Source organism: Pseudarthrobacter sp. (assembly GCF_036675385.1).
Classification (GTDB): domain Bacteria; phylum Actinomycetota; class Actinomycetes; order Actinomycetales; family Micrococcaceae; genus Arthrobacter.
In genome coordinates, this window is the sequence record NZ_JAKFFD010000221.1 from 1 (window position 1) to 20,171 (window position 20,171).

The 20,171-nt window shown below is 65.0% G+C and carries 20 protein-coding genes, 1 tRNA gene, 1 other RNA gene and 1 pseudogene; 16 read left to right on the forward strand and 7 right to left on the reverse strand.

Annotation, left to right across the window (positions count from 1 at the left end; translation table 11 throughout):
- A pseudogene (locus V6M49_RS18010) lies at positions 1-543 on the reverse strand (pyruvate dehydrogenase (acetyl-transferring), homodimeric type); the annotation flags it as partial.
- A gap of 398 nt (positions 544-941) precedes the next feature.
- Here V6M49_RS18010 and V6M49_RS18015 point away from each other — a divergent pair.
- The 7 genes from V6M49_RS18015 (at position 942) to V6M49_RS18045 (ending at position 5,972) form a co-directional block, all read left to right on the forward strand.
- The gene (locus V6M49_RS18015) at positions 942-1,361 is read left to right on the forward strand and encodes a DUF3052 domain-containing protein (RefSeq protein ID WP_332762475.1); all 420 of its coding nucleotides are present in this window, start codon (positions 942-944) and stop codon (positions 1,359-1,361) included.
- Complete coding sequence (locus V6M49_RS18020; protein ID WP_058932125.1) at positions 1,358-1,852, forward strand: peroxiredoxin; 495 nt, start codon at positions 1,358-1,360, stop codon at positions 1,850-1,852. The genes V6M49_RS18015 and V6M49_RS18020 overlap by 4 nt, the downstream gene beginning before the upstream one ends.
- A gap of 6 nt (positions 1,853-1,858) precedes the next feature.
- Positions 1,859-2,779 carry an NAD-dependent protein deacetylase gene (locus V6M49_RS18025; RefSeq protein WP_332762477.1) on the forward strand — a complete coding sequence of 307 codons (921 nt, stop codon included), beginning with the start codon at positions 1,859-1,861 and terminating at the stop codon, positions 2,777-2,779.
- 100 nt (positions 2,780-2,879) lie between these two features.
- A tRNA-Val gene (locus tag V6M49_RS18030) sits at positions 2,880-2,955 on the forward strand.
- Positions 2,956-3,086: 131 nt separating this feature from the next.
- On the forward strand, positions 3,087-3,377 hold the full coding sequence (locus V6M49_RS18035) for a hypothetical protein (protein WP_141140864.1): 291 nt from the start codon (positions 3,087-3,089) through the stop codon (positions 3,375-3,377).
- Positions 3,378-3,642: 265 nt separating this feature from the next.
- Positions 3,643-4,440 (forward strand): IclR family transcriptional regulator, encoded by a 798-nt coding sequence (locus V6M49_RS18040; protein WP_141140863.1) that lies wholly within the window; start codon positions 3,643-3,645, stop codon positions 4,438-4,440.
- Between the two features lie 215 nt (positions 4,441-4,655).
- On the forward strand, positions 4,656-5,972 hold the full coding sequence (locus V6M49_RS18045) for an MFS transporter (protein ID WP_332762499.1): 1,317 nt from the start codon (positions 4,656-4,658) through the stop codon (positions 5,970-5,972).
- Between the two features lie 229 nt (positions 5,973-6,201).
- Here the strand turns inward: V6M49_RS18045 and V6M49_RS18050 are convergent, their stop codons facing one another.
- On the reverse strand, positions 6,202-7,266 hold the full coding sequence (locus V6M49_RS18050; protein WP_332762479.1) for a D-2-hydroxyacid dehydrogenase: 1,065 nt from the start codon (positions 7,264-7,266) through the stop codon (positions 6,202-6,204).
- Positions 7,267-7,339: 73 nt separating this feature from the next.
- Between V6M49_RS18050 and V6M49_RS18055 the strand changes: the two genes are divergently transcribed.
- Genes V6M49_RS18055 through V6M49_RS18065 form a run of 3 tightly spaced genes read left to right on the forward strand, consistent with a single transcriptional unit; the run spans position 7,340 to position 10,154 of the window.
- Entirely contained in the window at positions 7,340-8,284 is a 945-nt protein-coding gene (locus tag V6M49_RS18055) for an NAD(P)-dependent oxidoreductase (RefSeq protein ID WP_332762481.1), read from the forward strand.
- Entirely contained in the window at positions 8,281-9,051 is a 771-nt protein-coding gene (locus tag V6M49_RS18060; RefSeq protein WP_332762483.1) for an SDR family oxidoreductase, read from the forward strand. Before V6M49_RS18055 ends, V6M49_RS18060 begins: the two co-directional genes overlap by 4 nt.
- A complete protein-coding gene (locus tag V6M49_RS18065; protein WP_332762485.1) occupies positions 9,051-10,154 on the forward strand; it encodes an L-idonate 5-dehydrogenase in 1,104 nt (367 codons plus the stop codon). The genes V6M49_RS18060 and V6M49_RS18065 overlap by 1 nt, the downstream gene beginning before the upstream one ends.
- 41 nt (positions 10,155-10,195) lie before the next feature.
- Here V6M49_RS18065 and V6M49_RS18070 read toward each other — a convergent pair whose 3' ends face one another.
- The gene (locus V6M49_RS18070; RefSeq protein ID WP_332762487.1) at positions 10,196-10,924 is read right to left on the reverse strand and encodes a FadR/GntR family transcriptional regulator; all 729 of its coding nucleotides are present in this window, start codon (positions 10,922-10,924) and stop codon (positions 10,196-10,198) included.
- 172 nt (positions 10,925-11,096) lie between these two features.
- Between V6M49_RS18070 and gndA the strand changes: the two genes are divergently transcribed.
- Positions 11,097-12,533, forward strand: a complete 1,437-nt coding sequence (gene gndA, locus V6M49_RS18075) for an NADP-dependent phosphogluconate dehydrogenase (protein WP_104060870.1) — start codon at positions 11,097-11,099, stop codon at positions 12,531-12,533.
- Positions 12,534-12,657: 124 nt separating this feature from the next.
- On the forward strand, positions 12,658-13,491 hold the full coding sequence (locus tag V6M49_RS18080) for an oxidoreductase (protein ID WP_332762490.1): 834 nt from the start codon (positions 12,658-12,660) through the stop codon (positions 13,489-13,491).
- Positions 13,492-13,507: 16 nt separating this feature from the next.
- On the opposite strand, the gene epsC is transcribed toward V6M49_RS18080, so the two are convergent.
- The 3 genes from epsC to msrA form a co-directional block, all read right to left on the reverse strand.
- On the reverse strand, positions 13,508-14,092 hold the full coding sequence (epsC, locus tag V6M49_RS18085) for a serine O-acetyltransferase EpsC (RefSeq protein ID WP_104060868.1): 585 nt from the start codon (positions 14,090-14,092) through the stop codon (positions 13,508-13,510).
- Between the two features lie 39 nt (positions 14,093-14,131).
- Positions 14,132-15,067, reverse strand: coding sequence for a cysteine synthase A (gene cysK / locus V6M49_RS18090; protein ID WP_058932137.1), 936 nt, complete (start codon positions 15,065-15,067; stop codon positions 14,132-14,134).
- Positions 15,068-15,132: 65 nt separating this feature from the next.
- A complete protein-coding gene (gene msrA / locus V6M49_RS18095; RefSeq protein WP_058932138.1) occupies positions 15,133-15,657 on the reverse strand; it encodes a peptide-methionine (S)-S-oxide reductase MsrA in 525 nt (174 codons plus the stop codon).
- Between the two features lie 99 nt (positions 15,658-15,756).
- Here msrA and V6M49_RS18100 point away from each other — a divergent pair, with 99 nt between their 5' ends.
- A complete protein-coding gene (locus V6M49_RS18100; protein ID WP_332762494.1) occupies positions 15,757-16,680 on the forward strand; it encodes a Nif3-like dinuclear metal center hexameric protein in 924 nt (307 codons plus the stop codon).
- 122 nt (positions 16,681-16,802) lie between these two features.
- Positions 16,803-17,558, forward strand: a complete 756-nt coding sequence (locus V6M49_RS18105) for a zinc ribbon domain-containing protein (protein WP_141140857.1) — start codon at positions 16,803-16,805, stop codon at positions 17,556-17,558.
- A gap of 62 nt (positions 17,559-17,620) precedes the next feature.
- Here V6M49_RS18105 and V6M49_RS18110 read toward each other — a convergent pair whose 3' ends face one another.
- A complete protein-coding gene (locus tag V6M49_RS18110; RefSeq protein ID WP_104060864.1) occupies positions 17,621-18,385 on the reverse strand; it encodes a YaaA family protein in 765 nt (254 codons plus the stop codon).
- Positions 18,386-18,442: 57 nt separating this feature from the next.
- Here V6M49_RS18110 and rnpB point away from each other — a divergent pair.
- Together rnpB and V6M49_RS18120 are read left to right on the forward strand one after the other, a co-directional pair.
- An RNA gene (gene rnpB, locus V6M49_RS18115) (RNase P RNA component class A) lies at positions 18,443-18,829 on the forward strand.
- 268 nt (positions 18,830-19,097) lie between these two features.
- Positions 19,098-20,171, forward strand: a 1,074-nt coding sequence (locus V6M49_RS18120) for a glyceraldehyde-3-phosphate dehydrogenase (RefSeq protein ID WP_332762497.1), incomplete at its 3' end; no start/stop codon positions are given.

Below are 20,171 nucleotides of genomic sequence, written 5' to 3' on the forward strand. Positions count from 1 at the left end.
CTCCTCGGCGAGCCGGCCTTCCATAAACGCGCGGGCGTACATGCCGGGGGAGGCGTGGCCCTGGAAGAAGACCTGGTCACCGCCGCCGGAGTGGTCCTTGCCGCGGAAGAAGTGGTTGAAGCCGACCTCGTACAGGGTGGCGGCCCCGGCGTAGGTGGAGATGTGCCCGCCCACCCCGATGTTCGGCCGCTGCGCCCGGTGCACCATGATCGCGGCGTTCCAGCGCATGTACGCCCGGTACCGGCGCTCGAACTCTTCGTTGCCGGGGAACGGAGCTTCCTGGTCCACCGGGATGGTGTTCACATAGTCCGTGGTGGTCACCATCGGCACGCCGACGCTCTGCGCGCCGGCGCGCTGCAGCAGGCTCCGCATGATGTATTGGGCACGCTCCGTGCCCTGTTCCCTGATCAGTGCATCCAGGGACTCAGCCCATTCGGCGGTCTCTTCCGGATCACGATCAGGCAGCTGGTTTGTCAACCCGCTGAGGATATGGGAGGTATCTTCTCCTGCAGCCACGTCCAACCTCTCTTTGCGCGCATGCATCGGCGCCCACATGCCGGGCAGGGTGACTGTCCGGCATGAATGCGACGTGTGCGACGTATCGGTTACAACAGCCCGGTCATGTGCGCCGGGCAGGGTCCTATCACGCCTATGTCTGCCGTTGAGTTCCAGGCGGTCGCCCCGCAGGCATAGTTGTCACCAGTCACTCTAGCTGTGACTCCAGCGCGATGCGTAGCCGCGTCCATGGCGTCCCTGTTGTATTTCGCCGTCATACTGGTTGTGTGACGAAAGCCGCTGCAACGCAGGCTGACGGCGCCGGATGTGACGCAGAATATGGCGGATCGCGGTGGTGGCAGCTTGAAGCGCAGGCACAAAGGGTGTTGGCTGGGAGTAATGGAAATCACTATGCGAATTGCATGTATTAGGCATTGGAGGAACACGTGAGCGAGGCCGACGCCGCCACTTCGGTAAATGTGGCGGAAAAATTGGGTTTCAAAAACGGGGATCTGATTCAGGAGTTCGGTTACGACGACGACGTCGATTTCGACTTACGTGATGATATTGAGGACCTGACAGGGTCCGAGCTCCTGGACGAGGACGACCACGACGTTGTTGACGCCGTCATTTTTTGGTGGCGGGACGGCGACGGGGATCTGGTCGACAGCCTCATGGATTCCCTGACCACCCTGAGCGAAACCGGGGTTGTTTGGGTGTTGACGCCAAAGTCCGGGCGCACCGGGTACGTGTCGCCGGCGGAAATCCAGGAAGCGGCGCCCACTGCGGGCCTGCACCTCACCACCTCGGCAGGTGTGTCAAAGGACTGGAGTGCCGCCCGCCTGGTCAGCAGGAAGAACAAGTGACGGCAGCTCTTGCCGTAGCCGGGCAGACTGTTCCGGCGGTGGGGGAGCTTGCCCCGGACTTTGAGCTGGTAAACCAGTTCGGAGAACCTGTCCGGCTATCCACTTTCCGCGGGCAGAACGTTGTGCTGGTGTTTTATCCGTTTGCTTTTTCGGGTGTCTGTACCGGCGAGCTCTGCGAAATCCGGGACAACCTGGCCGCGTTCGAGGATGCCAGGGCCACTGTCCTGGCCGTGTCCGTGGACAGCAAGTTCAGCCTGCGGGCTTATGCCGAGAAGGAAAGCTACGGCTTTGACCTTCTGGCTGACTTCTGGCCGCACGGCGCTGTCGCTTCCGCCTATGGAGTCTTCGACCCGGAGAGCGGCATGGCTGGGCGCGGGACGTTCATCATCGATGCAGCAGGAACAATCCGCTACGTTGTGGTGAATCCGCGTGGGCAGGCCCGCGAGCTCGCCGAGTACCAGGATGCTCTGGCAGGTCTGGAACAGGCCTGAGGCCGCATGGACCAGCAGCGGCACGGCATCGGCCTGACGGGCTTCGCCAGCCTGCCGGCCGCTGACCCTGCCGCGTTGTCCAGTGCGGACCTTCAGGGGCTTGAACGCGTCCGGGAGCTTTTGTCCGGCAAGCGGCTGGCCTTACTGACCGGCGCAGGGCTGAGCACCGATTCGGGCATCCCGGATTACCGCGGGCCGGACGCCGTGCCACGTTCGCCCATGACGTACCAGGAGTTTGTGCGCGACGACGCCAACCGCCAGCGCTATTGGGCGCGGAACCATATTGGCTGGTCCCACTTGCGGCACGCAGATCCAAACCCTGGGCACACTGCGGCCGCAGAACTTGAGCGGCGGGGCCTGCTCACTGGGTTGATCACCCAGAACGTCGACCGGCTGCATGAAGACGCCGGCAGCCGGAATGTCATTGACCTCCACGGCCGTTATGACCGGGTGGTCTGCCTCGATTGCAAGCGCACCTACACGCGTCGCCTGCTGGCCGGGGTGCTCGAAGAACTCAATCCCGGCTTCCTGGCGCGCGCCACAACTTCCGGCCTGGTGGAAATGGCGCCCGACGCCGACGCCACTGTTGAGGACATTGCTCTGATCAGCAGTTTTGTGGTCGCTGCCTGCCCCGCCTGCAGCGGAATTCTCAAGCCCGACTTTGTCTACTTCGGCGAGAACGTGCCCAAAGAACGCGCAGAAGCCGCCTACACGATGGTGGACATTTCAGAGGCATTGCTTGTTGCCGGTTCATCGCTGACCGTGATGAGCGGACTGCGGTTCGTCCGTCACGCGGCGAAGGACGGCAAGCCTGTGGTGATCATCAACAGGGGCGGTACCCGGGGCGACCAGTACGCCACCATCAAGCTCGACGCCGGCGTCAGCGAGGCACTGACCTGGCTCGCCGCCGAACTCCCTGATCTTTGACCGTTCGGGGCCGACGGTGTCGATTGGCTTTTCGTCCCGCCCGTCAGGTAGAGTTTATGTTCGTTGGTTGACGCGCTGAGGTGCGAAAAACCGGCAGTTTGGGTCTTTAGCTCAGCTGGTAGAGCGCCACGTTTACACCGTGGATGTCATCGGTTCGATCCCGGTAGGACCCACCACCAAACCCTGTTGTTCCTGGCCCGACCTGCCGGGAACAACGGGGTTTTTTGTTGCCCGTACAGGGCCGCGCTGGCTCAATACCGCTAGGGGCGGCGCCATATTGTCGGTGGCTGTCCCTAGTGTTCCCGCTATGGAATATGTGGTGGTGAAGACGGCCAAGGACGGGAGCCCGACGGCGGTGGTCAGCAACGGCAGGGAATGGGCCGTCGGTGCCGACGCAGTGAGATGGTTTGAGCGTGTGAGCTGGTGGGAGGCGCAGCGGCGAATGCCCAAAGGTCTGGGCCGCGTGGACGTTGAGGTCTTGCAGGTCCAGGTGCGGCTGGGCCGCAATCCGCAGTCCGCGCTGACCACCATGGTGCTGGAGCGCGACGGCCTTGGTGGCGGCTGGAGGCTGAGGGAATCCGTGGTGGACGTCGCCTGAACCCGGTGGCCAAGGCCATGGCAACATTCAGGCATTGGAAAACCCTCCACCGCGACTATTGGGGGATGCCGCGGTGGAGGGTCTGAAATGAATATACCGTGAACTTCCTGAAACAAACAAATGCCACGCGGACCACGCGTGCGTGGCGCGGTTGACGGCGCCTTGGCCGGGCCTTAAATCGCGCCTAAGCCATTATGATGGTTAGTGTTCAGCAGAATGAACGCATCTACGCGAAGCGCCCCGGCGTGCCGATCGAAGGAGAATCATGGCCGATTCCCGCACTTCCCGCTCCTCCGAGGGTTTGGGGAGCACATCGCCGGCGCCGGCGGTCACGCGTGCCGCCGCCGTCATGGACGCCTTGTCAGCCTCGGCGACGGGGCGGCTGACACTGAGCGACCTGGCCCGCGAGCTGGGTATCCCCAAGTCGTCCACCTCCAACCTGTTGCTGGCGTTGGAAGAAGCCCGGCTGATCAGCCGCCAGGGCGCCGAATTCACCCTGGGCCGCAAGCTCGTGGAACTCGGCGCCGCCTATCTCAGCCGGCTCGACGAAGTACAGGAGTTCTACCGGTTCTGCGAGCAGGCGCCGACCCTTTCCGGGGAGACGGTACGCATAGCCATGCTGGACGGAACCAACGTGATCTACTTGGCCCGCTACGAGGGTCATCCGGCGGTCCGGCTGACGTCCAACATCGGCGACAAGATGCCTGTGTCCCTGTGTGCCGTCGGCAAGGCCCTGATTGCCCGCCTTCATGACCACGACGTCGACGCAATGTTTTCCGATGACGCCCAACTTCCGGTGCTGACCCCGAAGTCCCTCCGCACCGGGGCCGAATTGAAGGCACAGCTCACAACCATCCGTGAACAGGGCTATGCGTTCGAAGATGAGGAATCCACTACCGGAGTGGTCTGCCTGGCTGTGGCCGTGCCTACGCGCGGCGCCCACGGCCCGAGCCTTGGGTTGTCAGTCACGGCCCTTAAAGCCACATACTCCGCGGAGCAGGGTGCCCAGATGGTCAAGGAACTGAACGAGCTGGCGCGGTCCCTGGGCAACCCCATGGGCTGAGTGCCCCCGCTCTGGCGGCCCTATTTAACGTTCATCACCCCGGTTGTGAACAAAAAACCCGTCAACCACTTGCTGCGTGTTCAACTTGCTGTACTCTGTTCAATATAGTGATCGACACCACGGCGTGTCCTCGCTATCCCACCAGGCCAACGGGGGCCTGGAGTGTTTTTGAGGGAGTTCTTGTGACAACTCGTACTAAATCACCGCAGACTGACATGGACGGCGCCGTCGTCGATCCGGAGCAGCTGCGAAGGGCAACTCTTGCCAGCTCAGTAGGCTCCGCACTGGAGTACTACGACTTCTACATCTACGGCCTCGCCTCGGCCTTGATCTTTGGGCCGCTCTTCTTCTCACCGCTGGGGGAAAGCGGCGCCGTGATCGCGTCGTTCGCCACCTATGGTGTGGGCTTCGCAGCCCGGCCGTTCGGCGGCATCGTCTTCGGCTACATCGGTGACCGGTTCGGCCGGAAGATGGTCCTGATCCTGACCATCGGCCTGATGGGCATGGCCAGCTTCGCCATCGGGCTACTGCCCACCTTTGAACAGGCGGGAATGGTCGGCGCAGTGCTCCTGGTGGCCCTTCGGATCCTTCAGGGCCTGGGCGCTGGCGCCGAGCAGGCAGGCGCCACCACCCTGATCTCAGAAGTGGCCCCGCGCCGTCGTCGTGGATTCTTCGCCGCGCTGCCGTTCGTCGGCATCCAGCTGGGCACCCTGCTCGGCGCAGGCACCTTCGCCCTGATGGCACTGGCCGACAAGGAAGTGCTGCAGGGCTGGCTGTGGCGCGTTCCGTTCCTGGCGAGCGTCATCCTGATTGTCATCGCGGTCTTCATCCGACTCCGGCTCAAGGAAACGCCGGTCTTCCAGGAACTGGAAAAGCACAAAGCCGTGGTCAAGAACCCCGTTGTACAGATCTGGAAGCACTCGAAGAAAAACGTGCTCATCGGCATCGGCCTGCGGATGGGAGAAAACGGAAACTCCTCCATTTACTCCGCCCTCCTGGTGTCCTTCATCAGCATGCCCGCCGGAATCTTCGCCGGCGACAAGTTCATCGGCCCCACCGGCCTCCTCATTGCCGCTGGATTCGCAGCGGTCATGGTGGTCACCTTCGGCGCCCTTTCCGACCGTTTCGGACGCGTTCCTGTATACCGCTACGGCGCCCTCTTCCAGGCCGTCATCGCCCTGCCGGCCTTCTACCTGGTCACGCTCGGCAGTGTCACCCTCGTCTGGGTGGTCATGGTGGTGGGCATTTCACTCGGCGTGCAGTCCATGCTCGGTCCGCAGTGCGCCATGCTGCCGGAACTCTTCGGCTCCCAGCACCGCTTCACCGGCGTGGCGCTGAGCCGTGAACTCTCCGCCGTCCTGGCCGGCGGGTTCGCACCCATGATCGGTGTGGCCCTCCTGGCCGCGACCGGCCATTCCTGGCTGGTTCCCGCCATCTACTCCCTGGTCCTGGCGCTGATCTCCTTCGGCACCACCTTCTTCACCCCGGAAACCAACGGCCGGGACCTGCTCCTGGTGGAGGACGCACGCTAGGCACTCCACCCACGCAATAGGCGGCCTCCCCTTGATAGGGAGGCCGCCTATTTCCGTGCCGCTCATTAGTTGGGCGCCGCTGCTCAGCGCAAATATGTAACTATCTGGCCGCCGCCAGCACGCCGACAGCACGCGGACACAACTGCTGGACACAAAAGAGCCCCTGCTGCGGATTCCTGTTTCCAAGATCCGCGGCAGGGGCTCTGTGGTGCGGGCCGGGGCCTGCGCCTTAGTAGAAGTGGACCGGGTCCACCAGGTGGGGGAGGTCGCCGCCGTCGAGGAACGTGCGCAGGTTGCTGCAGAATCGCTCCGCGATCAGGCGGTTCTCCGCGGCACTGAGCGCCGACGTATGCGGTGACACCATGACCCTGGGGTGGTTCCACAGCGGGCTGTCCAGGGGGAGCGGTTCCACGGCAAAGACATCGAGGCAGGCGTAGGAGACCTGGCCGTTGTCCAGGGCCTCCAGCAGGGCGTCCTCGTCCACCACGGTGCCGCGGCCCACGTTCACAAACACCGTTCCCGGCTTCATCGCGGCAAACACCGCACGGTTGAAGAGCTTCTCCGTGTACGGCGTGCCGGGCAGCGTATTGACGACGGCGTCCGCCGAGGCGAGCAGCCCGGGCAGTCCGTCGTTGCCGGCAACCTGCTCGATTCCTTCGATCGGCTCAACATTCCGCTTGGTGCCGCTGACCGTCATGCCCAGGGCGCGGGCGATCCGGGCGGTCTCCAGACCGATTTCGCCCAGGCCGGTCACTACCAGCGTGGAACCGTTGACCAGGCGCGTGGGGGTCCGAAGCTCGGGCCACACCTTGGCCGCCTGGTCCTGGGCCAGCTCGGCGCTGCGCTTGAAGCCGTTGAGGATTCCCAGCGCAGCGAATTCTGCCAGCGGCAGGGCGTGGACGCCGGCGGAGGTGGTCACCTTGAATTTGAGGAGGGTTTCCTGGTCCAGCCCGGATGCCTTGACGGCGCCGCCGGCGCCGGCGGCCATGGCGTGGACCCACTGGAGCCGTGGATTCTCGCGCGCGATGCGGGCCAGGCCCGCGGGGCTCTCATTGGGCAGGCCGTACAGGACCTGCGCCTTGTTGAGCATGGCCCAGTACTGCTCCTCCTGCGCGGGAGTGCGTTTGAAGTCCGGATCCCCGGAGTGGTCGGCCGGAAAACGCTCGGGCGGAAGCAGGTCCGGCTCATAGAGGACAGTTACGGAGGGGTCTACGGCGCGGATGCGGTCCACCAGCTCTGCTTCGAGCGGGACGGCGATCGCGACGGTGGTTAGAGTCGTCATAGTGTTCATCATACTGAATAGCGGCTAGGATATTGGACAGATTTCCCTTCATTAACCACACAACGATGTGAGTCGAGGCCTAGATATGGAAGACAGAACAGCGGGCTTTGTAGGCCTGGGGCTGATGGGGCTGCCCATGGCAGCGAATCTGGTCCGCGCTGGCTGGGCGGTCACCGCCTGGAACAGATCCGAAGCTCCCCTCCAGGAATTCGTGGCGCAGGGTGGCCACTCCGCGCCCGACGTTGCATCCCTGCGGGACCTGCCAATCATCGCCTTTATGCTCCCGGACCTGTCCTTCATCGAGGAGGCCTCGGCGGGGCTGCTGGCGAGCTGGGATGAAAATCCGCCGCAGGACGGCACTACTGTGGTAGTCACAAGCTCCGTCTCACCCGCGAAGGTCCAGGACTTCGGACGGCGGGTCAGCGAGGCAAGCCACGGCCGCGCCACAGTGGTGGATGCACCGGTCAGCGGCGGGACCAAGGGCGCGACCGACGGCACCCTGGCCATCATGGCCGGCGGCACCGCGGACGACTTCCGGCGGCTCGAGCCTTTCTTCAGCGCGATGGGAACCACTGTCAGGCGCATGGGCCCGCTGGGCGCAGGATCGCTCGCCAAGGCCTGCAACCAGCTCATTGTAGGAACCACGACGGCGGCGCTCGCCGAAGCGGCCGAGCTCGCCGAGCGCTCCGGGATGGATCCGGCGGCGCTGTTCGACGTCCTCGCCGGCGGCCTTGCCGGCAGCCGTGTTCTGGAGAATGTGGGACCGCGTCTGGTCCGGAAGGACTACACACCAACAGGCCCGGCGAAGTTTATGCATAAGGACCTGTCCTTTGTGCTCGAATCAGCCCGGGCGGCCGGCGCTGCCGTGCCGATGGCGTCGGCCGCCGTCGAGCTTTACGCCGAACTCAAGCGCCAAGGCCTTGGCGATCAGGACCTTGCCGTGGTCCGCCAGGCCATTTCGAATCTGAGCGACAACACCAATATCGCGGAACCAGTGGAAGCCGCAACGAAAGGGACAGCTGCACCATGAGTGGACTTTTTGATCTGACGGGGCGGGTTGCCCTGGTGACGGGTTCGAGCCGGGGGATTGGCAACGCGTTGGCGCGGGCGTTGGCGGAGGCGGGGGCGACGGTGGTGCTGAACGGGATCAACGCGGAGCGGTTGAAGGCTGCGGAGGCGGCGATGGCCGCGGACTTCGCGCCGGGGCGGGTCCATGGTGTCGCGTTTGATGTCACCAGTGATGCCGAGGCTGCCCGGGGTGTTTCGTGGGTGGAGGAGCATGTGGGGCCGTTGCAGATCCTGGTGAACAATGCCGGGATCCAGCACCGGGTGCCGATGCTGGAGCTCGATGTCGCGGATTGGGAGCGGGTGATCAGGACGGATCTGACGAGCGCGTTCCTGGTGGGGCGGGAGGCCGCCCGGCACATGATCCCGCGGGGCAGGGGCAAGATCATCAATATCTGTTCGGTGCAGACGGACCTGGCCCGGCCCACGATCGCCCCGTATGTGGCGGCGAAGGGAGGGCTGCGGAACCTGACCCGGGCGATGACGGCGGAGTGGGCGGGCTCCGGGCTGCAGATCAACGGGATCGCCCCGGGCTATATCCATACCGAGATGACGCAGAACCTGGTGGACGATGAGCAGTTCAATGCCTGGATCCTGGGCCGGACCCCGGCGCACCGGTGGGGCACGGTCCAGGACCTGGCCGGCCCGGCGGTGTGGCTGGCTTCGGACGGGTCGGATTTTGTGAACGGGCAGACGATCTTTATCGACGGCGGAATGACGGTGGTGGTCTGATGGGCGCTCCAGCAGTGGCTCAGGGGACCGAAGCAACAGCCCTGCCTGCGCCGGGATTGCCGGTGTCGGGTTTGGCGGTGGTGGCGCATGCGGCCGGGGATCTGCGGATCGAGGAGGTCCCGCTGGGTGCGCCGGCCGCGGACGAGGCCGTGGTGGAGGTTGCGTACGGCGGGATCTGCGGGTCGGACCTGCATTACTGGCTGCACGGGGCGGCGGGCGAATCCATCCTGAGGGCGCCGCTGGTGCTGGGGCATGAGATTTCCGGGACCGTTGTGGTGGCCGCGGCGGACGGGACCGGCCCGGCCGCGGGCACCCCGGTCGCGGTCCACCCCGCCACCCCGGGCCCGGTGGCGGGGGAGGTGCGGTGGCCTGCGGACCGGCCCAACCTGTCCCCGGGCTGTACGTACCTGGGCAGCGCGGCACGGTTCCCGCACACCGACGGGGCGTTCGCCCGGTACGTGAACCTGCCCGCGAGGATGCTGCGGGCGCTCCCGGCCGGGGTGGATCTGCGGACCGCGGCACTGATCGAACCCGCGGCCGTGGCCTGGCACGCCGTCGCCCGTGCCGGGGACGTGGCGGGCAAGAGCGTGCTGGTGATCGGCTGCGGCCCGATCGGCGCCCTGGCGGTCGCGGTCCTCAAACGTGCCGGCGCGGCCCGGATCACCGCCGTCGATGTCCATGCCAAACCGTTGGAGATCGCTACCGCAGTCGGCGCGGATCAGACCCTGCAGGCCGTCGACACGGACGCGATCGCCGCCGTGCAGGCGGACGTGGTCATCGAGTCCTCGGGCAGCCACCACGGCCTGGCCTCGGCCATTCAGGGCGCGGGGCGCGGCGGGACCGTGGTCATGGTCGGGCTGCTGCCCACCGGGCCGCAGCCGGTCCTGATCTCCCTGGCCATCACCCGGGAACTGGACCTGCGCGGGTCCTTCCGCTTCAACAACGAGATCGACGACGTCATCACCGCCCTCGCCGACCGCACCCTGAACATCGGCCCCGTCATCACCCACGAATACCCCCTCAGCCAAGGCCTGGAAGCCTTCGAAACCGCCAGGAACTCCGCCGCATCAGGAAAAGTACTCCTCAACTTCCAACCGGAATAGCACGATAAGAACGCGCTGGTTCTGGCTGGTTCTGGGCGCGGTCAGCTCCGGCGGACGGGAAGGAACACCCGGGGCTGGTCCGTCCACGTTCCGGACAGCCGGGAGGTTGTGCGGCGCATGATCTGTTCAGAAGCGGCCCGGGCCGTGGCGGCGCGCCCGGCGGCAACCGCTTCGGCGAGATCGACGTGCCACTGCAGCGCCCCCTCATGGGGGTGGTCCGGCATTAGTCCGTGGACCGTGCGCCCCGTCAGGGTCTCCGCCACCTGCCCCATCAGGTTGGCGAACATTTCGTTCCCCGATCCGGATAGCAGGACCGAGTGAAAGGCGATGTCCAGCTCCAGGAACTTCTGCGCGTCCCCGGAGTGGCCGGCGTCGCGCAGGGCATGGGCAATGTCCACCAGCTCACGCCGGAGCTGCGCCGGTGCGTTGTTCGCGGCCAGCTCGGCCGCAGCAGGCTCGACGGCCGAGCGCAGTTCGATCAGTGACCGCAGCTGGGCCCCGCGGGCGTCGCTGGACAGCCGCCAGCGGATGACCTGGGCATCGAAGGGGTTCCAGCGGCTCGGCGGCAGCACCCGGATCCCCACCCGCTTGGTGGTTTCCACGAGGCCCAGGGACTGAAGGACCCGCACGGCCTCGCGGACCACGGAACGCGAAACCTGCAGTTCTTCCTCAAGGTGCTCGGCCAGCATGATGTGTCCGGTGGGCAGCTCGCCCGTGATGATCCGGGTGCCTAGGTTCTCGATGGCACGGTGGTGCAGGCTGGTCGACATGGACTCAAGCCTAAACTGGGATTGACTGGGCCCGTTCCACAAAGTGGGCACCGCTTCCCTCACGCCGATTGAATATATATGCTTTATTAGGATCCATCGGTTCGTGACAGCGTGCTTCGCAGCGAACGCGGAGCCATCTGCACATCCATTGCACAACGAAATTGGAGTTTTGATGTCTGCACACATCGGTGTCACCGGCCTTGCGGTGATGGGCGCCAACCTGGCCCGCAACCTGGCCCGCAACGGCTTCACCGTTGCCTTGCACAACAGGTCCGTCGAAAAGACTGACGCGCTGCTCGAAAAGCACGGCACGGACGGCGACTTCGTCCGCACCGAAACGCTGCAGGAACTTGTTGACTCGCTGGAGAAGCCCCGCCGCGTCCTGATCATGGTCAAGGCCGGCAAGCCGGTTGACTCCGTCATCGAGCAGCTTGAACCCCTGCTGGAGGCCGGCGACATCATCATCGACGCCGGAAACTCCCACTACGAGGACACCCGCCGTCGCGAAGCCGCGCTGGCGAAGAAGGACCTGCACTTCGTCGGCATTGGCGTCTCCGGCGGTGAGGAAGGTGCCCTGAACGGCCCGTCCATCATGCCCGGTGGTTCCAAGGAGTCCTATGACGCCCTCGGCCCGCTGCTCGAAAAGATCTCCGCGCACGTCGACGGCAAGCCCTGCTGCGCCTGGATCGGCACCGACGGGGCCGGCCACTTCGTCAAGATGGTCCACAACGGCATCGAATACGCCGACATGCAGGTCATCGGCGAAGCCTTCGACCTCCTCCGCTCCGGCGCCGGCATCGAACCCGCTGACCAGGCCAAGATCTTCGAAGAGTGGAACAAGGGCGAACTCGCCTCCTTCCTGATCGAAATCTCCGCCGAGGTCCTGGGCCACGTTGACACCCGCACCGGCAAGCCGTTTGTCGATGTTGTGGTGGATGCCGCAGGCCAGAAGGGCACCGGACGCTGGACGGTCATTTCGGCGCTGGAGCTTGGTTCCCCGACGTCGGGCATCGCCGAGTCGGTCTTCGCCCGCGCCCTGTCATCGCAGTCCGAGCAGCGCAAGATCGCCCAGGAACTGCTCGCCGGTGAGGAAATCGCCGTCGACGTTCCGGACACCTTTGTTGAGGACGTCCGCCAGGCGCTGTACGCGTCCAAGCTGGTTTCCTACGCCCAGGGCCTGGACATGCTGACCTCAGCAGCCAAGGAATACGGCTGGGACCTCAAGCTGGACGAGATCGCTTCGTTGTGGCGCGGCGGCTGCATCATCCGTGCAGAGCTGCTCAAGGAAATCACCAACGCCTACGCCGCCGAAGACAAGCCGGCCAACCTGCTGTTCGCCCCGGCGTTTACCAAGGCCATCGCCGAGGTCCTGCCGGCATGGCGCCGCGTGGTCTCCACCGCCGTCCAGCTCGGCATCCCCGTGCCGGTCTTCTCCTCTTCACTGGCCTACTACGACGGCCTGCGCCGCAAGCGCCTGCCGGCCGCAGTGATCCAGGGCCAGCGTGACCTCTTCGGCGCGCACACCTACGGCCGCGTCGACGCTGAGGGCACGTTCCACACCCTGTGGGGCGAGGACAAGTCCGAAATCGAAGCAGTGGACACGCACTAATCCCCATGCTCTGATTGCATCAAGCTGCAAACCCTGCGGCCGGCACTTCCCGGATATTCTGGGAGCTGCCGGCCGTTGGCGTTTCCGGCACCAGCCGCGGTGTCCGTCCATCCAAGGAGTCAGAATGCCCAAGCCAGTCGCATTTGTTACGGGAGCCTCCACGGGTATCGGCTTCGAGGCAGCGAAGAAGCTCAGCAGCCATGGCTTCATCGTCTACGCCGGCGCCCGCCGCGTGGACAGGATGGAGCCGCTGAAAGCGCTTGGCGTCCAAGTCCTGGCACTGGACGTGACGGACGACGACTCGATGCGTGCCGCCGTCGGCCGTGTCCTGGAAGAACGCGGGCGGATTGACGTTCTGGTCAACAACGCCGGCTACGGGTCCTACGGGGCGCTGGAACTGGTGGACCTGGCCGAAGGCCGGCGCCAATTTGAGGTGAATGTCTTTGGCCTTGCCAGGATGACGCAGCTGGTCCTGCCGGCCATGCGGAGTGCGGGCCGGGGCAGGATCATCAACATCTCGTCCATCGGCGGAAAATTCTACGAGCCCCTCGGTGCCTGGTACCACGCCACGAAGTTCGCCGTGGAGGGCATGAGCGATGCGCTGCGGCTGGAACTCAAGCCGCACGGCATCGACGTAGCCATCATTGAACCGGCAAGTACGCTCAGCGAATGGGGCCGGATTTCCGCTGACGGGCTGCTGGCCAGCAGCGGCGAGGGGCCGTACGCTGCCCAGGCAACGCATATGGCGAATGTCCTGGCGTCCACGGACAGGCTTGAGACGTCAACGCAGCCGGCCGTGATTGCTGCGGCTGTACTGCACGCGGCCACGGCTGCGCGTCCCCGGACCCGGTATCCGGTGGGCAGGGGAGCGGCAGCCATTCTGGGCCTGCGGCGCGTCCTGCCGGACCGGTTCTATGACGCGGTGGTCATGGCAGTCCTGAAGCGCGTTGCGGGGTAGAGGCTGCAGTAACGGGTCAGATCCGGTATTCGATGTCGTACTCGGCCGGATCCACTGCGGGTTTGGTTTCGCGCTGGGCATCGCGGTGGCGCCACTTGGCGGGCACGCCGGTGACAATCGATTCCGGCGGCGCGTCCTTGACCACCACGGCGTTGGCGCCCACGGCGCTGTCCCGGCCGATGGTGATGGGTCCCAGGATCTTGGCTCCGGCACCGATGGTGACCCGGTCCTCAATGGTGGGGTGGCGCTTGACCTTGGCCAGGGAGCGGCCGCCCAACGTGACACCATGGTAGATCATCACGTCTTCGCCTATTTCGGCGGTCTCGCCGATGACCACACCCATGCCGTGGTCGATAAAGAAGCGTCGGCCGATCGTGGCGCCGGGATGGATCTCGATTCCGGTCAGGAAGCGGCCCAGCTGCGACACCAGCCGCGCCGGGAACCGCAGCCCCGGGTTCTGCCACATGCGGTGCGTCAGCCGGTGGATCCAGATGGCGTGCAGCCCCGAATAGGCGAAAAAATTCTCAAAAGAACCTCGAGCCGCCGGGTCGTGTGACCGGGCGGCGTCGAGGTCTTCCTTCAGTCTTGCGAAAAAGCCCACAAAGTTCTTTCTACAGGAAACGGGGCGACAACGGGCTGATCAGCCGCGGATGTCGTCATAGAGCACGGTGGAGATGTAACGCTCACCGAAGTCGCAGACAACCGCCACGATCAGCTTGCCGGCATTCTCCGGACGCTTGGCCAGTTCCAGGGCACCCCAGACGATGGCGCCGGAGGAGATGCCGCCGAGGATGCCTTCCTTGACGCCGAGTTCACGGGCGACGCGGACGGAATCCTCCAAGGTGGCGTCCAGTACTTCGTCGTAGACGTTGGTGTCCAGGATTTCCGGGATGAAGTTCGCACCGATGCCCTGGATCTTGTGCGGCCCGGGAGCGCCGCCGTTCAGGATGGCGGAGTCCTTCGGCTCGATGGCCACAATCTGGACGTCAGGATTGCGTTCCTTCAGGACCTGGCCGACGCCGGTGACGGTTCCGCCGGTGCCGATTCCGGCGACGAAGATGTCCACCTTGCCGTCGGTGTCGGACCAGATTTCCTCGGCGGTGGTGGTGCGGTGGATCTCAGGGTTGGCCTCGTTGGCGAACTGCTGGGCCCAGATGGAGTTCTCCGTGTTGGCCACGATTTCCTGGGCCTTTTCCACGGCGCCGCGCATGCCCTCGGAACCCGGGGTCAGCACAATCTCGGCACCGAACGCCCGCAGCATAACGCGGCGCTCGGTGGACATGGTCTCGGGCATGGTCAGGATGACCTTGTAGCCGCGGGCAGCACCCACCATGGCCAGGGCGATGCCGGTGTTGCCGGAGGTGCCTTCAACGATGGTGCCGCCGGGCTTGAGGGCGCCGGACTTCTCGGCGGCGTCAACGATGGCCACGCCGATGCGGTCCTTGACGCTGTTGGCCGGGTTGTAGAACTCCAGCTTGACGGCCACAGTGGCGCCCAGGCCCTCGGTGAGCCGGTTCAGGCGGACCAGCGGAGTGCCGCCGACCAACTGCGTTACATCGTCATAGATCCGTGCCATGTAGATATGCCTATCTCTCAAGAGTGAATGCTGAGGTCAGCCTAACGATGGCTGAGTGGCCGCTGCTAAGCATTAAGCCATGCAGAGTAATATTTCCTGGCCTTCGCGAGCTTCGGATTGATGATCACCTGGCAGTAGCCCTGCTCGGGATACTTGGCGTAATAGTCCTGGTGGACGTCCTCCGCCACATGGAACCGTGGCAGCCGGCTGACCTCGGTCACAATCGGGTGCGACCACAGAGCCTGGTTCCGTTCGATGGCTTCCTCGAAGAGAATCTTCTCCTCGGTGGTCTCATAGAACATGGACGAGCGGTACTGCGTGCCCACGTCGTAGCCCTGGCGGTTGAGCGTGGTGGGATCGTGCAGCGCGAAGAACATGTCCAGGATGACCTCGGCCGGGATGACGGACTCGTCGAAAGTGACCGCCACGACCTCAGCGTGGCCCGTGGTCCCGCCGCAGACGGAGTAGTAGTCCGGCCGGGGGTCATGGCCGCCCGTGTAGCCGGAAATCACCGAGGAGACCCCCTTGGTTTTCTGGTAGACAGCATCAAGGCACCAGAAGCAGCCCCCGCCAAGAACAAAAGTTTTCATGACCTCTTCAATGGTTGAGCGCGCCGGATGATTCCCTGACCACCCTACGAGACTTTGAATGATGCCGGGCAAACGGCCCGATGGGGTAAAACTGAGACTATGGAATCTGCAGACACCGGCGTTACAGATGCGGGCAAGCACGACGACGGTACCCATACTGGGGAGGACGCTGCGGCGGCTGGTCCGGCTGCTCCCACGCTGGGCCAGGTGCTGCTGGCGGTAGAGGAACTCTGGCCCGAGTCACTCGCCGAAAACTGGGACGAAGTAGGGCTCGTGGCCGGCCACCCCTCAGCGCCCGTGACCCGGGTGATGTTCGCCGTTGATCCCACGCTTACGGTGATCGAGGAAGCGGTGGAATGGGGTGCCGAGCTCCTGATCACGCACCACCCCTTGCTCCTCAAAGGCGTCACGTCGGTGGCCGCCACTACTGCCAAAGGGCAGGCCATCCACCGTCTCATCGAGTCCGGCACCGCACTCCTGACCGTCCACACCAACGGTGATTCCGCCGTCGGGGGCGTTTCCGACGTCCTGGCTGATGCGCTGGGACTGGAGGGCGTTGTCCCGCTGACGGTTGCCGCGAACGGCCTGCCCGAGGAAGGCATCGGACGCGTGGGTGATCTGGCGGACGTGATGAGCCTGGGCGACTTCGCGGCCAGGGTGTTCGGCATCCTGCCGTCGGTGGCCGGGGGAGTCCGCGTGTCCGGGGATAAGGATGGACTGGTGCGGCGTATTGCGGTTTGCGGCGGGGCGGGGGATTCCCTGTTCAACGAGGTGCGGGCCAACAACGCCGACGTCTACGTCACCGCCGACCTCCGGCACCATCCGGCGTCCGAAGCCCGGGAAGCGGCAGTGAACGGCCGGCCGTACCTGATTGACGTTTCGCACTTCGCCAGCGAATGGCTCTGGCTGCCCGCCGCTGCGTCGGCACTGGGCAATGTGCTCGCGGATCAGGGCCATGACGTCGAGATCCAGGTAAGCACCACCAACAGCGATCCGTGGGACTTCATTCTGACTCCGGGCTAAGCCTGGCGTGCGGGGTCCCCGAGTGACCCGAGCGAGCCTGGGGAGCACGCTAGGCGCTAGAGTCTATACAGCGCCGATACGGTGCCCGGCTTCGGCCGGATTGGATTTAGCGGAGGTAAATAGTGGCCAAGGCAGCACCGGCGGAACAGTTGAAGTTGCTCGAACTGCAGGGGCTGGACGCAAAGCTCAAGTCCCTCTCCAACCGCCGTCGCGCCCTGGAAACCGATCCTCGGATCGAGGACCTGCAATCAGCATTGTCCGTCGCCAACGGTGAACTCGGCTCCGCCAAGATGGCCGTCCATGACGCCGAAGCCGAGCTGAAGCGTGCCGAGGCCGACGTCGAACAGGTCGCCTCCCGCATCGCACGCGACGAAGCCCGGCTCAACAGCGGCACGGGGCTGTCCAAGGACCTCGTGGCGCTGCAGAAGGACATCGCCTCCCTCAACAGGCGCCGCTCCGACCTTGAGGACGTGGAGCTGGAAGTCCTGGAACGCCTGGATTCCTTGCGCGAACGGCAGGCTGCCCAGCAGCTCATCGTGGACAACGTCCAGGGATCGTTCGGCGGCATCCGCGCCGAACTCGATGAGGCCCTGGCCGAGGTGGCCGCCGAAGCTGCTGTTGTCCGCGGCAAGCGTGCCGAATTCGCTGCAGGACTCGACGCCGGGATGCTGGCAATTTACGAAAAGACGCTCGCTAAGCGTGGAGTGGGCGCCGCACGGTTGTTCCACGGAACCTCCGAGGCCTCAGGAATGAAACTGAGTCCTGGGGACCTCGCCGAGATCAAGGCCGCCTCCGACGACGACATCGTGTTCTGCCCGGACTCCGGCGCCATCCTGGTGCGTTCCGCAGAGTGGAACACCCCCGCCCCAACTGCCTAGCAGCCCATGTAGGTCGCAGCAGATGTCGTTGTGGGCGCGCCCATACCGACATCTGCTGCGACCTAGTTGGGAAGGATGATGTTCAGGGCGTGAGGCTTCCGCGCTGAACCGTCAACCAACTCCGCGTCCCATTTCTCGCGCGCGGCCTTCAGCAGCTGTACCGGGGTCTGCGGGGCGTTGCCGCGGCGGGCCAGCAGGTGCCGTGCCAGCTCGCCGCGCGTGTGTTTCGCGAAGTGGCTGACCACCTTGCGCACCCCGTTGACCTCGGTGAACACGTTGACGGCCACCGTCTGAGCCGGCGGCGGTGCCCATGCCACGGCATACGTGCTGGAGCGGCAGTCCACGAGCAGATGCCCGGACACCGACTCCGCGAGGGCTTCCGAAAGCTGCGGCTTCCAGAACGAGGCGAGCCGGCCGACGTCGGGCAGTGCCGTTCCCATCGACAGCCGGTAGGCGGGCACACGGTCGGCGAAGCGGATGGCACCCCACAGGGCCGAGATCACGAGCACCGAACCATCGGCCTTCCGGCGCTGCGCCGGGGTCAGCGTTTTGTAGCCGAGGGCGTCGTACAGAACGCCCGAATAGATCTGGTGCGCAGGGGCCGCCGGTTCGGCGTGGAGCCGGGTGTTGCGTTCGACGTCGTCCTGCAGCGATGCGCCGACGCCCAACAGCGCGAGGGCATCCTCATGCGCACTCACCGTCCCCAGGGCCTCCAGGACTTTGGCCCGGTAGGTGTTGAGTTCCGGAAAGCTCAGTGACGGCCAGTCGACGGCGGACCCGCGGACTGCGGGGGTCTTGCCCTCGGAGGGGGGAAGCAGAATCAGCACCGTACGATCCTACCGGCGACGGCGGTGCCCTCTACCGGCGGTAGACTGGGCTGCGGATGGGTTGACCAGGCGGCCGCGCGTCACGCAAGTGGCTCGAGGAACGTCCGGGCTCCGCAGGGCAGGGTGGTGGGTAACGCCCACTCGGGGTAACCCGCAGGCCAGTGCCACAGAGAACAGACCGCCTGCGTCTTCCGGCAACGGAAGCTCAGCAGGTAAGGGTGAAACGGTGGTGTAAGAGACCACCAGCTTCCCGGGTGACCGGGAAGGCTAGGTAAACCCCACCCGGAGCAAGGCCAGACAGGACACGTTTGAGGGCTGCCCGCCCGAGTGTCCGGGTAGGCCGCTGGAGGGCGTCGGCAACGGCGTCCGTAGATGGATGGCCGCTACTCCCGCGCTGGTAACGGCACGGGAGCACAGAACCCGGCGTATCGGTCAACCCATCCAACACCAACCGCCGGGCACCGACGCGCCCCGCATGTGAGTGATTTCACGCCGGTTGCGGCGGTCCGCGGTGTCGCTCCAGCCTAGAATAGAGAGCGAACGTAGAAGTTCTGCCGCCGGGTCTGCGTTCGCAGCCGGTGGCTTTTCTTTACGCTTCTCCACGGCACCCGGGATGGACCGCATCCTGCCGGTGCCAGAGCCCCTGGACAACATCAGGTGGCCGCCAACCGCGTACGACGACGTATGCGGCTGAACCGAGGAAGGTAGTTCTGTGAGCCAGACGTCAGATTCTTGTCTTGATACGTGGATGGGCCGGGAGGCTCTCGCCGAGGCCATGATTCCGGTGATTGGCCGGCTGTACCGCGAGAACAACGTGGTGACCAGCATTCACGGCCGCAGCCTGATCAACAAGTCCACCATGAACATCCTCAAGGCGCACCGTTTCGCCCGCCGCATGAGCAACACCGAGCTCCTGCTCGAAGAGACCGCACCGCTGCTGAACATCCTGGCCCAGCTGGAGCTGGGTGCGGCGGCCATCGACGTCGCCCGCCTCGCGGAGAAGTTCAAGGCAGAAGGCGACGGCGCCACCCTGGAAGAGTTCCTCCGCGCCGAGCTTGCCGCGGTAGTTGGCAAGCGTGGTGGCGATGACCGCACCAGCACCGACGTTGTGCTCTACGGCTTTGGCCGGATCGGCCGCCTGCTGGCGCGCCTTCTCATCGAAAAGGCCGGCGGCGGCCACGGCCTGCGCCTGCGCGCCATCGTGGTGCGCCGCGGCTCGGACAAGGACCTCACCAAGCGCGCCAGCCTTCTGCGCCGCGACTCGGTCCACGGCTCCTTCGAGGGAACCATCCGCGTGGACGAGGACGCCAACACCATCACCGCGAACGGTGTCCAGGTCCAGGTCATCTACTCGGACAACCCCGCCACGATCGACTACACCGCGTACGGCATCCACAACGCCCTGGTGGTGGACAACACGGGCCGCTGGCGCGACGCTGAGGGCCTGTCCCAGCACCTGCAGAGCAAGGGCGTTGCCCGCGTTCTCCTGACTGCCCCGGGCAAGGGCGCGCTGAAGAACATCGTGCACGGCATTAACCACGGCACCATCGAGGACACGGACCAGATCGTGTCCGCGGCGTCCTGCACCACCAACGCCATTACCCCGGTCCTGAAGGCTATCAACGACAAGTTCGGCGTGATCCACGGCCACGTGGAGACCGTTCACTCCTTCACCAACGACCAGAACCTGATCGACAACTTCCACAAGGGCGACCGCCGCGGCCGCTCCGCCGCGCTGAACATGGTCATCACCGAAACCGGAGCGGCCACTGCCGTGGCGAAGGCA